Source organism: Ancylobacter gelatini, from assembly GCF_022601675.1.
GTDB classification, from domain to species: Bacteria; Pseudomonadota; Alphaproteobacteria; order Rhizobiales; family Xanthobacteraceae; genus Ancylobacter; species Ancylobacter gelatini.
In genome coordinates this window covers 66,602-82,161 of sequence record NZ_JAKVIL010000009.1, presented here as the reverse complement: position 1 = coordinate 82,161, position 15,560 = coordinate 66,602, and the positions used below count along the sequence as shown (strand labels likewise).

The following is a 15,560-nucleotide window of genomic DNA, read 5'->3' as shown; positions in this document are numbered from 1 at the left end:
GCAATTGGATTTGGCGCTCCGCCTTCCCATTGTGGTAGATAGGGCGCCTTCCGGTGCCGGGAAGCCGGCGCCGCACCTTGTGACCGCAGCCTTCGAGTCGAGCCGATGTCCGCCACCACGCTTCGTGCCGTATCCACCTCCCCCGACAATGTGAGCGCCGTGATGGCCGAGATCGGGCGCCGCGCCCGTGCCAGCGCGCGCCGGCTCGCGCTCGCGCCGCCGGAGGTCAAGCGGCAGGCGCTGCTCGCGGCGGCCGAGGCGATCCGCCGCAATGCGCCGGCCATCCTCGCGGCCAATGCGGAGGACGTCGCGAGCGCGAAGGCCGCCGGCATCAGCGGCTCGATGCTCGACCGGCTGACGCTGAACACCGCGCGGCTGGAAGCCACCGCCGCCGGCGTCACTGAGATCGCCGAGCTGACCGATCCGGTCGGCAAGATCACCGAGAGCTGGCAGCGGCCGAACGGGCTGGTGATGGAGCGCGTGCGCACCCCGCTCGGCGTGGTCGGCGTGATCTATGAGAGCCGGCCCAACGTCACCGCCGATGCCGGCAGCCTGTGCCTCAAGGCCGGCAACGCGGTGATCCTGCGCGGCGGGTCGGACAGTTTCCATTCCAGCCGGGCGATCCATGCCGCCATGGTCGAGGGCCTGGTCGAGGCCGGCCTGCCCGCCGATTCGATCCAGCTGGTGCCCACGCGCGACCGCGCGGCGGTGGGCGCGATGCTGGCCGGGCTCGACGGCAATATCGACGTGATCGTGCCCCGCGGCGGCAAGAGCCTGGTCGCCCGCGTGCAGAGCGAGGCGCGGGTGCCGGTGTTCGCCCATCTCGAAGGGCTGGTGCACATCTATGTCGACAAGGCCGCCGAACTCGCCAAGGCGCTTGAGGTGGTGAAGAACGCCAAGATGCGCCGTACCAGCGTGTGCGGGGCCGCCGAGACGCTGCTGGTCGACCGCGAGGCCGCCGGCGTGCTGCTGAAGCCGCTGGTGACCATGCTGCTCGACGAGGGCTGCGCGGTGCGCGGCGACGAGGCGGCGCAGGCGGTCGATCCGCGTGTCACCCCGGCGACCGAGGAGGACTGGCGCACCGAATATCTCGATGCGGTGATCGCGGTGAAGCTGGTGGACGGGCTGGACGCCGCCATCGAGCATATCGAGACCTATGGCTCGCACCACACCGACGCCATCCTCACCGAGGATGAGCAGGCGGCGTCGCGCTTCCTCGCCGAGGTGGATTCCGCCATCGTGGTGCATAACGCTTCGACCCAGTTCGCCGACGGTGGCGAGTTCGGCTTCGGCGGCGAGATCGGCATCGCCACCGGGCGCATGCACGCGCGCGGGCCGGTGGGCGCCGAGCAGCTCACCTCGTTCAAATACCGGGTGCGCGGCACCGGCCAGATCCGCCCATGACCGGACGCCTCGCGGCGGGCGCCGCGCCGCCGGAGGCGCTGCGTCTTCCTCCCGTCGCGCCGCGCATGCGGATCGGGCTCTATGGCGGCACCTTCAACCCTGCCCATGCCGCCCACCGCGCCGCGAGCCTGCTGGCGCTGAAGCGGCTGCGGCTCGACAAGGTGTGGTGGCTGGTCACGCCCGGCAATCCGCTGAAGGACAATAGCGGCCTGCCTCCGCTCGCCGGGCGCATCGAGCAGGCCCGCGCGGTCGCCCACCATCCCGCCCTGGTGCCGACCGGCTGCGAGGCGCTGCTGGGCACGCGCTACAGCTACGACACGGTGGCCGCGCTGGTGCGGCGCTTTCCGCAGGTGGATTTCGTCTGGCTGATGGGCGCGGACAACCTCGCCTCTTTCCATCGCTGGCAGCGCTGGCGGGCGCTGGCCGAACTGGTGCCGATCGCGGTGATCGACCGGCCGGGCTCCACCTTCCGCGCCATGGCCTCGCCGGCGGCCAGCGCACTGGCGCCGTGGCGGCTCGACGAGCGTCAGGCGCCCCGCCTCGCCGGCCTTCAGGCCCCGGCCTGGCTGTTCCTCCACGGGCTGAAATCGCCGCTTTCCTCAACCCTGTTGCGCGAGGCTGCGGGGCGGAATGACGTTCCATCGGGTGCGAATGCCCCTAAATGCGCCACGACGGTTGAAAAACATGCCGTTTCGGCATTATCTTAAAAGGGCATGAACGGCGCGGAGTATCCGCTGCCCGCTATGCATGTTGACGAGAGGATTCGGACCCCTGTCCACCATGGCGCTCTCAGCGGCCGCCTCCAGCCCGGCGACTGCCCCTGTCTCCGAGCCGCGCTACGACGCGGAGGAGATACTGGCTCTTGTGCTCACCCGTCTCGACGAAGACAAGGCCGAGGACATCATTTCCATCGAACTGCGCGGCAAGACCACGATCGCCGACTATATGGTCGTGGCGTCTGGCCGTGCGCAGCGTCACGTCGGCGCCCTTGCCGAGCACCTCGTCGAGGCGCTCAAGGGACGCGGCGTGAAGAACATCCGCGTCGAGGGCTTCCCGGCCTGCGACTGGGTGCTGATCGATGCCGACGATGTCATCGTCCACATCTTCCAGCCGGAAGTGCGGAGCTTCTACAATATCGAGAAGATGTGGTCCGGCGCCCATGCCGACGCGTCTTCCAAGATGCCGCGCGGCTGAGCCCGAAGGGTGCGGCTTCTGGTCTGTGCCGTGGGCCGGCTCAAAGCCGGACCCGAACGGGAGTTGTGCGCGCGCTATATCGAGCGCACCCGCAAGGGTGGCCGGGCGCTCGGCCTGAGCGGCCCGGACATCGCCGAGATCGGCGAAAGCATGGCGCGGCGCGCCGATGACCGCATGAGCGAGGAAGGCACGGCCCTCCTCGCCGCGCTTCCCGAGGAAACCGCGGTGCTCGCGCTCGACCCGCGCGGCACGGAACTCTCCAGCGAACAGCTCGCGGCCGATGTCGCCGCGCTGCGCGACCGGGGCGTGCGCGCGCTGTCCTTCCTGATCGGCGGCGCGGACGGGCTGAGCCCGGAGGTGCGCGAGCGGGCCGACCGGCTGGTCGCCTTCGGTCGTGCCACGTTTCCGCACCAATTGGTGCGTGTGATGCTCGCCGAGCAGATCTATCGCGTGACGACGATCCTCGCCGGCCATCCCTATCACAAGGCCTGAGCCGGATTCACATACCGCGTCACGGCGCTGAGACACGACTTGCCACCCGAACCGCCTGCCGGCAATGTCCGCGCAGCAGGATACGAGCCCGATCATGATGAAGAACCCCAGCAAGGCCGCTGCCGGCCGCATGGATGATCTCGGCCGCGCAGGCCTGTTGAGCCGCCGCTCGTTCCTTGCCGGCTCCGCCCTCGGTCTGGGCGCGCTGGGGCTTGGCGGCTGCGCGTCGATGGACGGCATGAGCCTTGCCGAGGCGCAGAAGGTCTACGGGCCGCTGCCGGAGGAGAAGTTTCCGATCCCCGGCGTCGATCTCTCCAAGGTGGACCGGAAATATTTCCGCCGGACCGTCGCCTATGCCTCCGACGAGGAGCCGGGCACGATCATCGTCGACCCGGCCAATTACTACGTCTACCGCATCGAGGGCGACGGCAAGGCGACCCGCTACGGCGCCAATGTCGGCCGCGACGGGTTCCGCTGGACCGGTGACGCCTATGTCGGGCGCAAGAGCGAGTGGGCGACCTGGACGCCGCCGAAGGAAATGATCAAGCGCCAGCCTGAAGCGGCCAAATATGCCGGCGGCATGCCCGGCGGCCTCGACAATCCGCTCGGCGCGCGCACGCTTCATCTCTATCAGAACGGCGTCTACACGCTCTACACCATCTACGCGACCAGCGCGCCCGAGACGATCGGCTCCGGCATCACCAGCGGCTGTGTCGGCCTGCTCAGCCAGGACATGATCGATCTGTATGACAAGACCCCGGTCAAGACGAAGGTCGTCGTCCTGCCGGCGTGACGATCCCGATCCGGCGCGCTCGGCGGTGCCGGCCTCCGGGCGGGAGAACGCCGGACGACCTGAACGAACGCGCCTTCCGTTAAGCGGCCATTAACCGACGCAGCCTCTCCTGATCCGATGCTCTTCCCGCCCGCCCGCCTGCGCTTCCCGCCGCCCCGCCGCCCGCGCCCGCGTGGCGGCCGAAGGGTCGTGCTGGCGCTTGCCCTCATCGCCGCATGGTCAAGCTTCGCGGCGGCTCAGGAGCCGGGCGCGACCTCCGGCGAGACGGACGCCGCCCGCGCCCAGCGGGAGCGCATCGAAAAGCTCGACGCCGACATGAAAGGCAGCGCGGCCGAACAGGCGCGGCTGCAGCAGGAAATCGCCGCGCTGCGCGGCGACCGCGCCAAGCTCACCAGCGCGCTGATCGACACCGCGGTGCGGGTGCGCGAGGTCGAGGAGAAGCTCGATGCCAGCGAGCAGCGCCTGGTGATTCTCGGCCGCGAGGCGCAGGACATCCGCGAATCGCTCGATGCCCGCCGCTCGACCCTCGCCGAGGTGCTGGGCGGGCTGGTCCGGCTTGGCCGCCTGCCGCCGCCCGCGCTGCTGGTCCGCCCCGATGACGCGCTGGATTCGGTGCGCTCGGCCATGCTGCTCGGCGCGGTGCTCCCGGAACTGCGGGCCGAGACCGATCTTCTCGCCGTCGAACTCGCCGCGCAGGAGCGCGTGCGCCGCGAAACCGCGAGCGCGCGCGACGCTCTCGCAGAATTGAAACTCTCGCTCGCCGAGGAACGCCGGCGCACCAGCGCCCTGATCGAGGAGCGCCAGGCCTCGCTGGCGGCCGGCGAGGCCGCGCTGGCCGAGGAGAAGGCGCGGGCCGAGCTGCTGGCCGCCGAGGCGGGCAATGTGCGCGAGCTGATGGCGCGCATGGAGACCGAAATCAAGGCCGCGCGGGAGGCCGCGGAGGCGGCACGGGCGGCGATCGCCAAGGAAAATCAAGGGCCTGCTGACAAGTTGGCTGCCCTGTCCAATCCGGGGCGCCTGACGCCGGGCATTCCGTTCGAGGAGGCCAAGGGCCTGCTGCACCAGCCGGCGGGCGGCACCGTGCTCAAGCAGTTCGGCACGCCCGATGCATATGGCGGGGCGGAGAAGGGGACGTCCTTCGGCACCCGCCTGCAGGCCCAGGTCTCGGCGCCGAGCGACGGCTGGGTGGTCTATGCCGGCCCGTTCCGCTCCTACGGACAGCTATTGATCATCAACGCGGGCGGCGGATACCATATATTGCTGGCGGGGATGGATAAGATAACGGTCGGTCTGGGTCAGTTCGTGCTGGCCGGCGAACCGGTGGCTGTGATGGGCAATGGCCCGCAGCTGGTTTCGTCGGTCGGCCTTGGAACCGCCCAACCTATTCTTTACGTCGAGTTCCGTAAGGACGGAAATTCGATCGATCCCACGCCCTGGTGGGCGACGAGCGAGAGCGAGAAGGTTCGCGGATGATGCGTAGGACGTCAGTATTTCTCATGGGTGTGGCGGCCGGTGCCATCGTCGCGGTCGGCGTTTCGCAGCCTCGTCTGCTGCTGGAGCCGGGCAAGGCGGTCGCGGCCGCTTCCGATACCTATCGGCAGCTCAACCTGTTCGGCGACGTGTTCGAGCGGGTGCGCGCCGACTACATCGAGAAGCCGGAGGATTCCAAGCTGATCGAGGCGGCCATCAACGGTATGCTCTCCTCGCTCGATCCCCATTCCGCCTATCTCGACCTCAAAGAATATCGCGACATGCAGGTGAACACCCGCGGCCAGTTCGGCGGGCTGGGCATCGAGGTCACGATGGAGGACGGCCTGGTCAAGGTCGTCGCCCCGATGGACGAGACGCCGGCCGCCAAGGCGGGCATCCAGGCCGGCGACCTCATCGCCAAGCTGGACGGCGAAGACGTCAAGGGCATGACGCTCAGCCAGGCGGTCGAGAAGATGCGCGGCGCGGTGGCGACCCCGATCAAGATCACCGTCATCCGCAAGGGCGAGGACAAGCCGCTCGAATTCACGCTGGTGCGCGACCTGATCAGCCTCAACACGGTGCGCTCGCGCGTCGAGGGCGAGGATATCGGCTATATCCGCATCTCGCAGTTCGCCGATCCGACCTCGGACGGGCTGAAGAAGGCGATCGCCGACCTGACGGCCAAGATCGGCGAGGACAAGCTCAAGGGCTTCATCATCGACCTGCGCAACAATCCCGGCGGCGTGCTGCCGCAGGCGATCGAGGTCTCCGACGTGTTCCTCGATCGCGGCGAGATCGTCTCGACCCGCGGCCGCGACCCGAACTCGACCGAGCGCTACAACGCCCGCCCCGGCGACCTCGTTAAGGGCAAGCCGGTGATCGTGCTGGTCAATGGCGGCTCGGCCTCGGCGTCGGAAATCGTGGCCGGCGCCCTGCAGGACCACAAGCGGGCCACCATTCTCGGCTCGCTCTCCTTCGGCAAGGCCTCGGTGCAGTCGGTGATCCCGGTCTCCGGCAATGCCGCGATCAAGCTGACCACGGCGCGCTACTACACGCCGTCGGGCCGCTCGATCCAGGCCAAGGGCATCCAGCCCGACATCGAGCTGATCCAGGACGTCCCCAAGGACGTGAAGGAGAAGGCCGAGGCCGCCGGCATCGAGACCACGCGCGGCGAAGCCTCGCTCAAGGGCCACCTGAAGAATGGCGAGGACGAGAAGACGGGTTCGCCCGCCTATGTGCCGCCGGATCCCAAGGACGACACGCAGCTCCAGCTCGCCATCGACCTGATGCATGGCGTGCAGAAGAACGCCGCCTATCCGGCCGATCCCAAGGCCGCCGTCCCCAACTGAGGACGTCGGGCACGCGCCGCAGGCCGATCCGCAGATAACGACCCCGCCCGGCACCGGGCGGGGTTTTTCTTTGTCGCAAGTTGTTGCCCGCGCGCCACGATTCCGGGTTCGCCTGCCCCGATGCTGCCTTGGTCCGGGGCGATAAGGCGGCATGGACATGCTTCGCAACACCACCGCGCCGCGCCTCCCGATCCTCGTTGACGACGACCGGCTTGCGGGTGGCCCCCTCGGGCGCGACGCCGGTCGCGACAGCGACCATAACCGGGCGGCGGTCGCGATCTTCGGGATTGCCGGCCTCGCCATGGTCGGGGTGCTGTTCTGCTGGCTGTCGGCGCGCGGGTCCGAGCCCGGCTGGACGGATCACCCCGCCCTGATGCTGCCGGGCGGGGCGCCGGTGCCGGCCGATGCGCCGATGCTGCGCCCCGGCTTCGATGCGGGTGCGGGCGGCGACGTCACGCTGCTGGATCCGGCCGAGAGCACGCGGGCGCGGCTGACCGCGGCACCGCTGCCGCTGCTCGCCGGCCAGCCCGTGACGCGCTGAGCGCGACACGCTACGCATCGGCGTCATCCTCGCCTATCATGATGCCTCTTTCCGCTTCAGCCGGTGCCGCCCCGCCATGACTCCTTTCGCGAACCTGCCCTACCGCCCCTGCGTCGGTGTTCTTCTGGTCAATCGCGACGGGCTGGTCTTCATCGGCCGGCGCAGCGGCGGCTCCGAGCATGTCGACGCCACCCATAGCTGGCAGATGCCGCAGGGCGGGATCGACGAGGGCGAGAGCCCGGCGGAGGCGGCGCAGCGCGAGCTGTATGAGGAGACCAATGTGCGCTCGGTGGAGCCGCTCGCGGAGGCCGCCGACTGGCTGGCCTACGACCTGCCCGAGCCGGTCGCGCGCGAGGCCTGGAAGGGACGCTATCGCGGGCAGACCCAGAAATGGCTCGCGCTGCGCTTTACCGGACCGGACAGCGAGATCGACGTGCGCCACCCCGGCGGCGGCAAGCACAGGCCGGAATTTCTGGAATGGCGCTGGGAGCGGCTGGAGCGCATTCCGGCGCTGATCATCCCGTTCAAGCGCGCGGTTTATGACCGGGTGGCCGGCGAATTCGCCGCGCTGGCGGTGCCGGCAGCCTGACCTTCCGATTTTCGGCACGCGGATCGATTAACCGTGATCGCCGCAAATCGTGCGAACGAACGTTCGTTCTTGACTCGGGTCTTGCTTCCGCCATAGATGCGAACGAACGTTCGCTCTCTATGGAGCCCGGAGCTATTGATGGTCGCCCTCGCCACTGCCCCGAAAGCCGATCCCCGCCGCCGTGTCCTTGACGCGGCGATCGCCTGTTTCACGCGGAACGGCTTTCACGGCACCAGCATGCATGAGATCTGCGCCGAGGCGAGCATGAGCCCCGGTGCGCTCTACCGCTATTTCCCGTCCAAGGACGCGATCATCATCGCGATCGTCGAGGAGGAGCGGACGCTGCGGGCGCGCCTGATGGAGCATCTGGAGAGCGCGCCGGATTTCGTCGGGGCGCTGACCGCCATGGGCACGCAGCTCTTCACCGGCGAGATGGAGATGGTCTGCGCCGAGCTTGGCCCGGAGATCGCCGCCGAGGCGATGCGCAATCCCGCGCTGAAGGTGATGTTCGACGAGGTCGAGGCCGAGATGGACCAGTCGATGCGGCGCGCGCTGCTGGCGGCGCAGGCGCGCGGCGAGGTCGATGCCGGCCTCGATCCCGACGCGGTGCTGGTGATGATCAACGCCATCGGCGACGGCCTCATGCTGCGCAACCGCCTTTCCCCCGAATTGCCGCTTGGCGAGATGATGCCCGTTCTGGGCGATCTGATCCGCCGCATGCTGGCCCCCCGCACCACCACTGCCACGGACGCCCGGTCATGAGTGTGAAGTCTCCCTCCGTTCGCGGGCGCGTCGTGCTTGCCCTGGGCCTGACCGCTGTCGTGGTCGGGTTCGGTTATCTCGCCTTTGGCGACCGGGTGGCGGACGGGCTCGGCCTGTCCGATACCGCGCAGGCGACGCCGAGCGTGCCCGAGCCCGCGCAGGTGCGCGGCATCTCGATTTCGGTGGTGCCCGCCGCGCGGCGCGAGGTCACCGAGAAGCTGCCGGTGACCGGGACGCTGGTCGCGCGCGAGGAAATCATGGTCGGTCCGGAAATCGACGGCTACCGCATCATGGAGATTCTCGTCGACGAGGGCGACCGGGTGGAGAAGGGGCAGGTTCTGGCCCGGCTGTCGCGCGACATGCTCGACACGCTGCTGGCGCAGAACACGGCGAACGCCGCCAAGGCGCAGGCCGCCATCGCCCAGCAGAAGGCCTCGCTCGAACAGGCCATTGCCCAGCGCATCGAGGCCGAGGCCGCCGTCGAGCGCGCGCGCACCCTGATCAAGACCGGCGCCACCTCGCAGGAAGTGCTGGACCAGCGCGAGCGCGCCGTGAAGGTGGCGAGCTCGCAGGTGACCGCGGCGCAGGAAATGGTGACCGCCGCCGAGGCCGAAGCCGACCAGATCAAGGCCGTGCGCGACGAGCTGCTGGTCCGGCTGGCCCGTACCGACATCAAGGCGCCGGAGGCCGGCATCGTCTCGGCCCGCGCTGCCCGGCTCGGCGCCATCGTGCTCTCGGCCAATGCCGAGCCGCTGTTCCGCATCGTCAAGGACGGCGCCATCGACCTCGACGCCGAGGTGCCCGAATCCATGCTGCCGCGCATCGCCACCGGCATGAAGGTCGCGGTGGTGCCCGCCGGATTCGAGACGCCGGTGATGGCCGATATCCGCCTCGTCGGCGCCAAGGTCGATCCGGCCACCCGCCTCGCCCGCGTCGCGGTGGCCATGCCGGCGGATGAGCGCCTGCGTCCCGGCGCCTATGCGCGCGGCACGATCGAAGTGGCGCGCCGCGAGGGCGTGGCCCTGCCGCAATCGGCGGTCCAGTTCAGCCCGCAGGGCACCTTCGTGCTGGTGGTGGCCGATGAGCGCGTCGAGCAGCGCCCGGTGAAGACCGGGCTGCAGGGCGAAGGCTTCGTCGAGATCGTCGAAGGTCTGACGGAGGGCGAAAGCGTCGTGGCGCGCGCCGGCGGCTTTCTGCGTGACGGCGACCACGTGACCCCGGTGCCGGTCGATCCGGCCTCGCTGTCCGCAAGCGCGAAGGGTGGCGCCTGATGGCTCTCAACATCTCCGCCTGGTCGATCCGCAAGCCGGTTCCCTCGATCGTGCTGTTCGTGGTGCTGACCGCGCTCGGCCTCTACACCTTCGGCAATCTGCCGATCACCCGCATGCCGAATATCGACGTGCCGATCGTCGCCGTCACCGTCGCCCAGCCCGGCGCGGCGCCGAGCGAGCTGGAGACCCAGGTCACCAAGCGCGTGGAAACCGCCATTGCCGGCGTGCAGGGGGTGAAGCACATCACCTCTTCCATCACCGAGGGCGCCTCTGTCACCACGGTCGAGTTCCAGCTCGAGACCCAGGTCGACCGCGCCGTGAACGACGTCCGCGACGCGGTGACCGGCATCCGCTCCGAGCTGCCGCAGAACATCGAGGAGCCGCTGATCCAGCGCATCGATGTCGAGGGCATGTCGATCGTCACCTATGCCGCCTCGGCCCCGGCGATGACGCCGGACGAATTGTCGTGGTTCGTGGACGATACCGTCATCCGCGCGCTGCAGGGCGTGCGCGGCGTCGCGCAGGTCAAGCGCGAGGGCGGCGTCGACCGCGAAATCCGCATCTCGCTCAATCCCGACCGGCTGGCCGCGCTCGGCGTGACGGCGGCGGACGTCAACCGCCAGCTCGCCGCCACCAATGTCGACCTTGCCGGCGGACGCGGCGAGATCGGTTCGCAGGAACAATCGGTGCGCACGCTCGGCGGCGCGCTGACCGTGAACGACCTCGCCCAGACCCATATCGCCTTGCCGGCGACCGCCACCTCCTCGGCGCGCCAGGTGCGGCTCGCCGATCTCGGCACCGTGACCGACGGCGCGGCCGAGCCGCGCATCTTTGCCCGGCTCGACGGCAAGCCGGTGGTGGCGTTCGGCATCTACCGCGCCAAGGGCTTTTCCGACGTCGTGGTCGCCGACCGGGTGGCGGAAGCGCTGGCCGCGCTGGAGAAGGCGCATGAGAATGTCGACATCACGCTGATCGACTCCACGGTGAAATACACCCAGGCCGACTATGAATCGGCCATGCACACGCTGGTCGAGGGCGCGATCCTCGCGGTGATCGTGGTGCTGCTGTTCCTGCGCGACTGGCGCGCCACCATCATCTCGGCGCTCGCCATCCCGCTGTCCATCCTGCCCACCTTCTGGGTGATGGACATGCTCGGCTTCTCCCTGAACGGGGTAAGCCTGCTGGCGGTGACGCTGGTGACCGGCATTCTGGTCGACGACGCCATCGTCGAGATCGAGAACATCGTGCGCCATATGCGCATGGGCAAGAGCGCCTATCGCGCCGCCATCGATGCCGCCGACGAGATCGGCCTCGCCGTGGTCGCGACCACGCTGACCATCGTGGCGGTGTTCATGCCGGTGAGCTTCATGGGCGGCATTGCCGGGCAGTATTTCCGGCAGTTCGGCATCACGGTCGCGGTGGCGGTGCTGTTCTCGCTGGCCGTCGCCCGGCTGCTGACCCCGATGCTCGCCGCGTATTTCATGCGCGATTCCGGCCATCGCGAAAAGCCGGACGGCCTGATCATGCGGTTCTATGTCCGGCTGCTGAAAGCGTCGGTGAAGCATCGCTTCATCACCACGGCCGGCGGCATCCTGCTGTTCATCGGCTCGATGTGGCTCTCCACCCTGCTGCCCTCGGGCTTCATTCCCAATGCCGACGTGTCGCGCTCGGTGCTGGTGCTGGAGCTGCCGCCGGGCTCGACGCTCGCCAGCACGCAGAAGGTGGTGGACGAGATTTCCAACGAGCTGCGCCAGCAGCCGGAGGTCGCCAGCGTGTTCGCCACCGCCGGCGGCGGCGCCAGCGCCGGGCCGGTGAACGCGGCCGGCGAGGTGCGCAAGGCGACCATGATCGTCAATCTGGTGCCGCGCGCCGAGCGTAACGACACCCAGAAGCAGTTCGAGATGCGCATGCAGGAGGAGATCGCGCGCATTCCCGATCTGCGGTTCAACTTCGGCGCCTCCGGCGGCGCCGGGCCGGGCGGGCGCGAATTCACCATCATCCTGTCGGGCTCCGATGGCGCGCAGGTCGAGGCGAGCGCGCTGGAGCTGGAGCGCGAAATCCGCGCCACGGTGAAGGGCCTGACCAACGTCGTCACCTCGGCGGCGCTGGAGCGCCCGGAAATCCGCGTGGTGCCCAAGCTCGCGGAAGCCGCCGAACTCGGCGTCTCGGTGGCCGACATCGCCGACACGGTGCGCATCGCCACCATTGGCGACGTGTCGCAGAACCTCGCCAAATTCTCCGCCGGCGACCGTCAGGTGCCGATCCGCGTGCAGCTCGACGAGGAGGCGCGGGCGACGCTCGCGACCTTCGAGACCCTGAAGGTGCGCACCGCTTCCGGCGCGGCGGTGCCGCTGTCCTCGGTGGCGGACCTCGTCTTCGGCTCGGGCCCCTCCAGCCTCGACCGCTACGACCGCGCGCGCCGCGTCGCCATCGAGGCGGATCTGGCCGGCGCCACCCAGCTCGGGGAGGCGCTCGCCGAAGTCTACGCGCTGCCCGCCGCCAGGAACCTGCCGGCCGGCGTGACGCTGACGCAGAGCGGCGATGCCGAAATCATGGCCGAAGTGTTCAGCGGCTTCGCCACCGCCATGGGCGCGGGCGTGATGATGGTGCTGGCGGTGCTGGTGCTGCTGTTCGCCAATGTGCTGCAGCCCATCACCATTCTGGTCGCGCTGCCGCTGTCGGTGGGCGGCGCCTTCATCGCGCTGCTGCTCACCAATAATGCGATGACGCTGCCGGTGGTGATCGGCTTCCTGATGCTGATGGGCATCGTGACCAAGAACGCGATCCTGCTGGTCGACTTCGCCATCGAATCGGTGGCGGCGGGCCATGACCGCACCACCGCGCTGATCGAGGCCGGCCGCAAGCGCGCGCAGCCGATCGTGATGACCACGATCGCGATGGCGGCGGGCATGGTGCCGTCCGCCATCGGGCTCGGCGAGGGCGCCGCCTTCCGCGCGCCGATGGCGATCGCGGTGATCGGCGGCCTGCTGGCCTCGACCCTGCTGTCGCTGGTGTTCGTGCCGGCGGTGTTCACGCTGATGGACGATCTCGGCCGCCTGTTCGGCCGGATCTTCGGCCGCTTCGTCGGCGCCCGCGACGAGGCGGAGGACGAAGAAGCCGCGCCGCCGACATCCGTGCTGCCGACGGTCCACCGCATGCCGCCGCCGCCCATGGCGGCGGAGTAGGAGCCATCGCGCCCATGGCGGCGGAGTAAGACCGGGAGCGCCCCGGCCCCCTCTCGCGACCGAGAGGGTCGGGGCGGCCTCTCCCCGGCGGGGAGAGGGAATGAACGCGGTCCGCTTGTGGGCGCCCGCGCTATTGCAGCGGCGTCTCGTCGCCATCGCCGCTGGTGCGCGCCAGAGACATCTGCGTCACCGCGATCAGCATATCGGCGCGGGCGCCGAGATCCGGGGCTTCCAGCAGCGCCTGCTTCTCGCGCGCGCCGAAGGGCGACATCATGGCGAGCGCATTGACCAGCGCCTCGTTCGGCGCGTCCTTGATGCTCTCCCAGTCCGCCTCAAGACGGTTGGCGTCGAGATAATTGGCGAGGGTGCGCAGCAGCGTGCTGCGATCCACCTTGTCGGCGCCGGAATCGGGCGTGAAGTCGCTGGCGAACGGGTCGTAGTCGACCCGGGCCTGACGGTACGGGGTTTCGACGTCGAGCTCCTCGACCACGCGGAAGCGTGAAATGCCGGAGAGATTCAGCAGATAGCGCCCATCGCCGCTTTCCGCGATCTCGGTGATGCGCCCGACGCAGCCGACCGAGGCGAGCCCGGAGCGGCCGAGGCCGCGGATCGCCGCCGGCGCCGGCTGGATCATGCCGATCAACCGCGTGCCCTTGAGCGCGTCGTCGATCATCTCGACATAACGCGGCTCGAAGACGTTGAGCGGAAGCTGGCAGCGCGGCAGCAGCAGCACGCCGTCCAGCGGGAATACCGGGATGATTCCGGGGAGCTCGGAGGGGCCCTCATAGGGCCGGTTGATCGGCATGGGGGCTCCTCCCCTCAAGAGCGGCGCGGCCGGGCGGGAGCCCGGCTCACGCGAACAGGATGGAGGACAGGCGGCGCCGGCCGAGCAGCGTCATCTCGTCGGCCGGACCCCATGCCTCGAAAAACTGCACGAGCTGCTTGCGCGCACCGTCCTCGTTCCAGTTGCGGTCGCGGCGCACGATGGTGAGCAGCTGGTCGATCGCCTCCTCGCGCTTGCCATGGGCATTGAGCGCGACGGCAAGGTCGAAACGTGCCTGATGATCGAGCGGATCGGCGGCGACCCGGGCTTCGAGGTCCTTGACGTCGCCCAGCGCGGCGGCGGCCTCTTCCAGCTCGATCGCGGCACGCACGGCGGCGATGGCGGCGTCGTTCGCGCCCTTTTCCGGCACCTTGGCGAGGATCGCCTTCGCCGCGTCCAGCGAGCCGGCGGCAAGCTGGGTGCGGGCGAGGCCGGCGAGGGCCTTCAGGTTCTCGGGCTCCTCGGTGAGGATATGAGCGTACAGCTCGCTGGCGCCCACGAGGTCGCCCTCGTCAAGCGCGGCATCGGCGCTGAGCAGGATTTCCTCGGCGCTGTCGGGCGCGCCGGCGGTGAGGCGATCGACCAGCGCTTTGATCTGGCCTTCGGGCTGGGCGCCCATGAAGCCGTCGACCGGCTGGCCGTTCACGAAGGCATAGACCGTCGGCAGCGACTGGATGCCGAGTTGCTGGGCGACGGCGGGATGCTCGTCCGTGTTCATCTTGGCGAGGCGCACCTTGCCCTTGGCGGCGCGCACCACCTTTTCGATGACCGGGGTGAGCTGCTTGCAGGGGCCGCACCACGGCGCCCAGAAGTCCACCAAGACCGGGCGCTTGCGCGATTCCTCGACCACGTCCTGCATGAAGCTCTTGGTGGTGGTGTCGATGACGATATCGTCGCCGCCCGCCGCGCCGGGGGCGGGGTTTTCCGCAGGCTGGTTCAGCAGCATGACGTCTCCTGGCAATGCTCGCTCGCGCTGGTCGCGCCTCAAAGATGGTCGGTCGGGCCGCAAATGCAACCGTACGGAAGCCCGGCGTTCACGCGTCGGCCTCGCTTCGGCACGGGACGGCGAGGATCAGCGGCTCGTGCCCGGTGTCGCGCAGGAAGCGGATCAGGTCGGCGCTGGCGATGGTGGTGGTCGCGGTGTTCACCAGCGGATGGCAGTTGACCGTCTCATGCGCCATCAGCCCGGCATCGAGCACCACGGTGACGCGGCCCTGGCGGTCGTTGACCGGACCGAAGGCGGTGACGGCGCCGGGCTTCACGCCCAGCACCTCCTCCAGCAGTTCCGCGCTGCCGAAGGACAGCCGGCTCGCCGCGCCGAGCGGCTGGTGCAGGCTCTTCAGGTCGACCTTCGCCTCCTCCTCGACCACGACGAGGAAGAGATTGCCCTTCTTGTCCTTCAGGAACAGGTTCTTGGTGTGGCCGCCGGGAATGTCGCCGCGCAGCGCCTGCGAATCCTCCACGGTGAACAGCGGGGGGTGCTCGACGGTGCGGGTGGCGATGCCGAGCGCCTCAAGGCGGGCCAGCAGGGCATCACGGGAGAGCGGGGCGGTATCGGGCATCGGCGAACCTCTCGGATTGCCGCGCTTCTAAGCCGTCGAGCCATGCACGGGCAAGGGGTCTGGCGTGCGTGGACCATCAATCCGGTTGACAGGAACCGGCGGCCGATCCCACATCGCGGGACGTC

15 protein-coding genes are annotated in these 15,560 nt (G+C 69.2%); 12 read left to right on the top strand and 3 right to left on the bottom strand.

The genetic code is table 11. The features are described 5' to 3' along the window. The first annotated feature begins 105 nt into the window (after positions 1-105). The 12 genes from MKI84_RS15740 to MKI84_RS15685 all read left to right on the top strand — a co-directional run bounded on the left by MKI84_RS15740 (position 106) and on the right by MKI84_RS15685 (position 13,050). Positions 106-1,404: a glutamate-5-semialdehyde dehydrogenase gene (locus tag MKI84_RS15740; RefSeq protein ID WP_241621082.1), complete on the top strand. Its 1,299-nt coding sequence runs from the start codon at positions 106-108 to the stop codon at positions 1,402-1,404. After that, entirely contained in the window at positions 1,401-2,111 is a 711-nt protein-coding gene (locus MKI84_RS15735) for a nicotinate-nucleotide adenylyltransferase (RefSeq protein ID WP_241621080.1), read from the top strand. The genes MKI84_RS15740 and MKI84_RS15735 overlap by 4 nt, the downstream gene beginning before the upstream one ends. Before the next feature lie 73 nt (positions 2,112-2,184). Beyond that, complete coding sequence (gene rsfS, locus MKI84_RS15730) at positions 2,185-2,598, top strand: ribosome silencing factor (protein ID WP_241621078.1); 414 nt, start codon at positions 2,185-2,187, stop codon at positions 2,596-2,598. A gap of 9 nt (positions 2,599-2,607) precedes the next feature. Beyond that, positions 2,608-3,090, top strand: a complete 483-nt coding sequence (rlmH, locus tag MKI84_RS15725; RefSeq protein WP_241621076.1) for a 23S rRNA (pseudouridine(1915)-N(3))-methyltransferase RlmH — start codon at positions 2,608-2,610, stop codon at positions 3,088-3,090. A 94-nt stretch (positions 3,091-3,184) separates the two neighbouring features. Then, the gene (locus MKI84_RS15720) at positions 3,185-3,883 is read left to right on the top strand and encodes a L,D-transpeptidase (RefSeq protein WP_241621074.1); all 699 of its coding nucleotides are present in this window, start codon (positions 3,185-3,187) and stop codon (positions 3,881-3,883) included. Positions 3,884-4,072: 189 nt separating this feature from the next. Further along, positions 4,073-5,356, top strand: a complete 1,284-nt coding sequence (locus MKI84_RS15715; RefSeq protein ID WP_241621072.1) for a murein hydrolase activator EnvC family protein — start codon at positions 4,073-4,075, stop codon at positions 5,354-5,356. Beyond that, a complete protein-coding gene (locus MKI84_RS15710) occupies positions 5,353-6,702 on the top strand; it encodes a S41 family peptidase (protein WP_241621070.1) in 1,350 nt (449 codons plus the stop codon). Before MKI84_RS15715 ends, MKI84_RS15710 begins: the two co-directional genes overlap by 4 nt. 151 nt (positions 6,703-6,853) lie before the next feature. Next, positions 6,854-7,243: a hypothetical protein gene (locus MKI84_RS15705; protein WP_241621068.1), complete on the top strand. Its 390-nt coding sequence runs from the start codon at positions 6,854-6,856 to the stop codon at positions 7,241-7,243. 76 nt (positions 7,244-7,319) lie between these two features. Further along, the gene (locus MKI84_RS15700; RefSeq protein ID WP_241621067.1) at positions 7,320-7,832 is read left to right on the top strand and encodes an RNA pyrophosphohydrolase; all 513 of its coding nucleotides are present in this window, start codon (positions 7,320-7,322) and stop codon (positions 7,830-7,832) included. 138 nt (positions 7,833-7,970) lie between these two features. Then, complete coding sequence (locus tag MKI84_RS15695; protein WP_241621065.1) at positions 7,971-8,594, top strand: TetR/AcrR family transcriptional regulator; 624 nt, start codon at positions 7,971-7,973, stop codon at positions 8,592-8,594. After that, complete coding sequence (locus MKI84_RS15690; RefSeq protein WP_241621064.1) at positions 8,591-9,865, top strand: efflux RND transporter periplasmic adaptor subunit; 1,275 nt, start codon at positions 8,591-8,593, stop codon at positions 9,863-9,865. The genes MKI84_RS15695 and MKI84_RS15690 overlap by 4 nt, the downstream gene beginning before the upstream one ends. After that, the gene (locus MKI84_RS15685; protein WP_241621062.1) at positions 9,865-13,050 is read left to right on the top strand and encodes an efflux RND transporter permease subunit; all 3,186 of its coding nucleotides are present in this window, start codon (positions 9,865-9,867) and stop codon (positions 13,048-13,050) included. The genes MKI84_RS15690 and MKI84_RS15685 overlap by 1 nt, the downstream gene beginning before the upstream one ends. 130 nt (positions 13,051-13,180) lie before the next feature. Here the strand turns inward: MKI84_RS15685 and MKI84_RS15680 are convergent, their stop codons facing one another. The 3 genes from MKI84_RS15680 to MKI84_RS15670 all read right to left on the bottom strand — a co-directional run bounded on the left by MKI84_RS15680 (position 13,181) and on the right by MKI84_RS15670 (position 15,435). Next, complete coding sequence (locus tag MKI84_RS15680; protein WP_241621060.1) at positions 13,181-13,855, bottom strand: LON peptidase substrate-binding domain-containing protein; 675 nt, start codon at positions 13,853-13,855, stop codon at positions 13,181-13,183. Positions 13,856-13,901: 46 nt separating this feature from the next. Then, positions 13,902-14,819: a thioredoxin gene (gene trxA, locus MKI84_RS15675; protein WP_241621059.1), complete on the bottom strand. Its 918-nt coding sequence runs from the start codon at positions 14,817-14,819 to the stop codon at positions 13,902-13,904. A gap of 88 nt (positions 14,820-14,907) precedes the next feature. Further along, positions 14,908-15,435 (bottom strand): prolyl-tRNA synthetase associated domain-containing protein, encoded by a 528-nt coding sequence (locus MKI84_RS15670; protein ID WP_241621057.1) that lies wholly within the window; start codon positions 15,433-15,435, stop codon positions 14,908-14,910. Positions 15,436-15,560 lie beyond the last annotated feature (125 nt).

Bases quoted from the DNA above. Each gene is read 5' to 3' on its own strand.
- MKI84_RS15685 (WP_241621062.1), top strand. From the start codon at position 9,865: ATGGCTCTCAACATCTCCGCCTGGTCGATCCGCAAGCCGGTTCCCTCG.
- MKI84_RS15720 (WP_241621074.1), top strand. From the start codon at position 3,185: ATGATGAAGAACCCCAGCAAGGCCGCTGCCGGCCGCATGGATGATCTC.
- trxA (WP_241621059.1), bottom strand. From the start codon at position 14,819: ATGCTGCTGAACCAGCCTGCGGAAAACCCCGCCCCCGGCGCGGCGGGC.
- MKI84_RS15705 (WP_241621068.1), top strand. From the start codon at position 6,854: ATGGACATGCTTCGCAACACCACCGCGCCGCGCCTCCCGATCCTCGTT.
- MKI84_RS15680 (WP_241621060.1), bottom strand. From the start codon at position 13,855: ATGCCGATCAACCGGCCCTATGAGGGCCCCTCCGAGCTCCCCGGAATC.
- MKI84_RS15710 (WP_241621070.1), top strand. From the start codon at position 5,353: ATGATGCGTAGGACGTCAGTATTTCTCATGGGTGTGGCGGCCGGTGCC.
- MKI84_RS15700 (WP_241621067.1), top strand. From the start codon at position 7,320: ATGACTCCTTTCGCGAACCTGCCCTACCGCCCCTGCGTCGGTGTTCTT.
- rsfS (WP_241621078.1), top strand. From the start codon at position 2,185: ATGGCGCTCTCAGCGGCCGCCTCCAGCCCGGCGACTGCCCCTGTCTCC.
- MKI84_RS15695 (WP_241621065.1), top strand. From the start codon at position 7,971: ATGGTCGCCCTCGCCACTGCCCCGAAAGCCGATCCCCGCCGCCGTGTC.
- MKI84_RS15670 (WP_241621057.1), bottom strand. From the start codon at position 15,435: ATGCCCGATACCGCCCCGCTCTCCCGTGATGCCCTGCTGGCCCGCCTT.
- MKI84_RS15735 (WP_241621080.1), top strand. From the start codon at position 1,401: ATGACCGGACGCCTCGCGGCGGGCGCCGCGCCGCCGGAGGCGCTGCGT.
- MKI84_RS15740 (WP_241621082.1), top strand. From the start codon at position 106: ATGTCCGCCACCACGCTTCGTGCCGTATCCACCTCCCCCGACAATGTG.
- MKI84_RS15690 (WP_241621064.1), top strand. From the start codon at position 8,591: ATGAGTGTGAAGTCTCCCTCCGTTCGCGGGCGCGTCGTGCTTGCCCTG.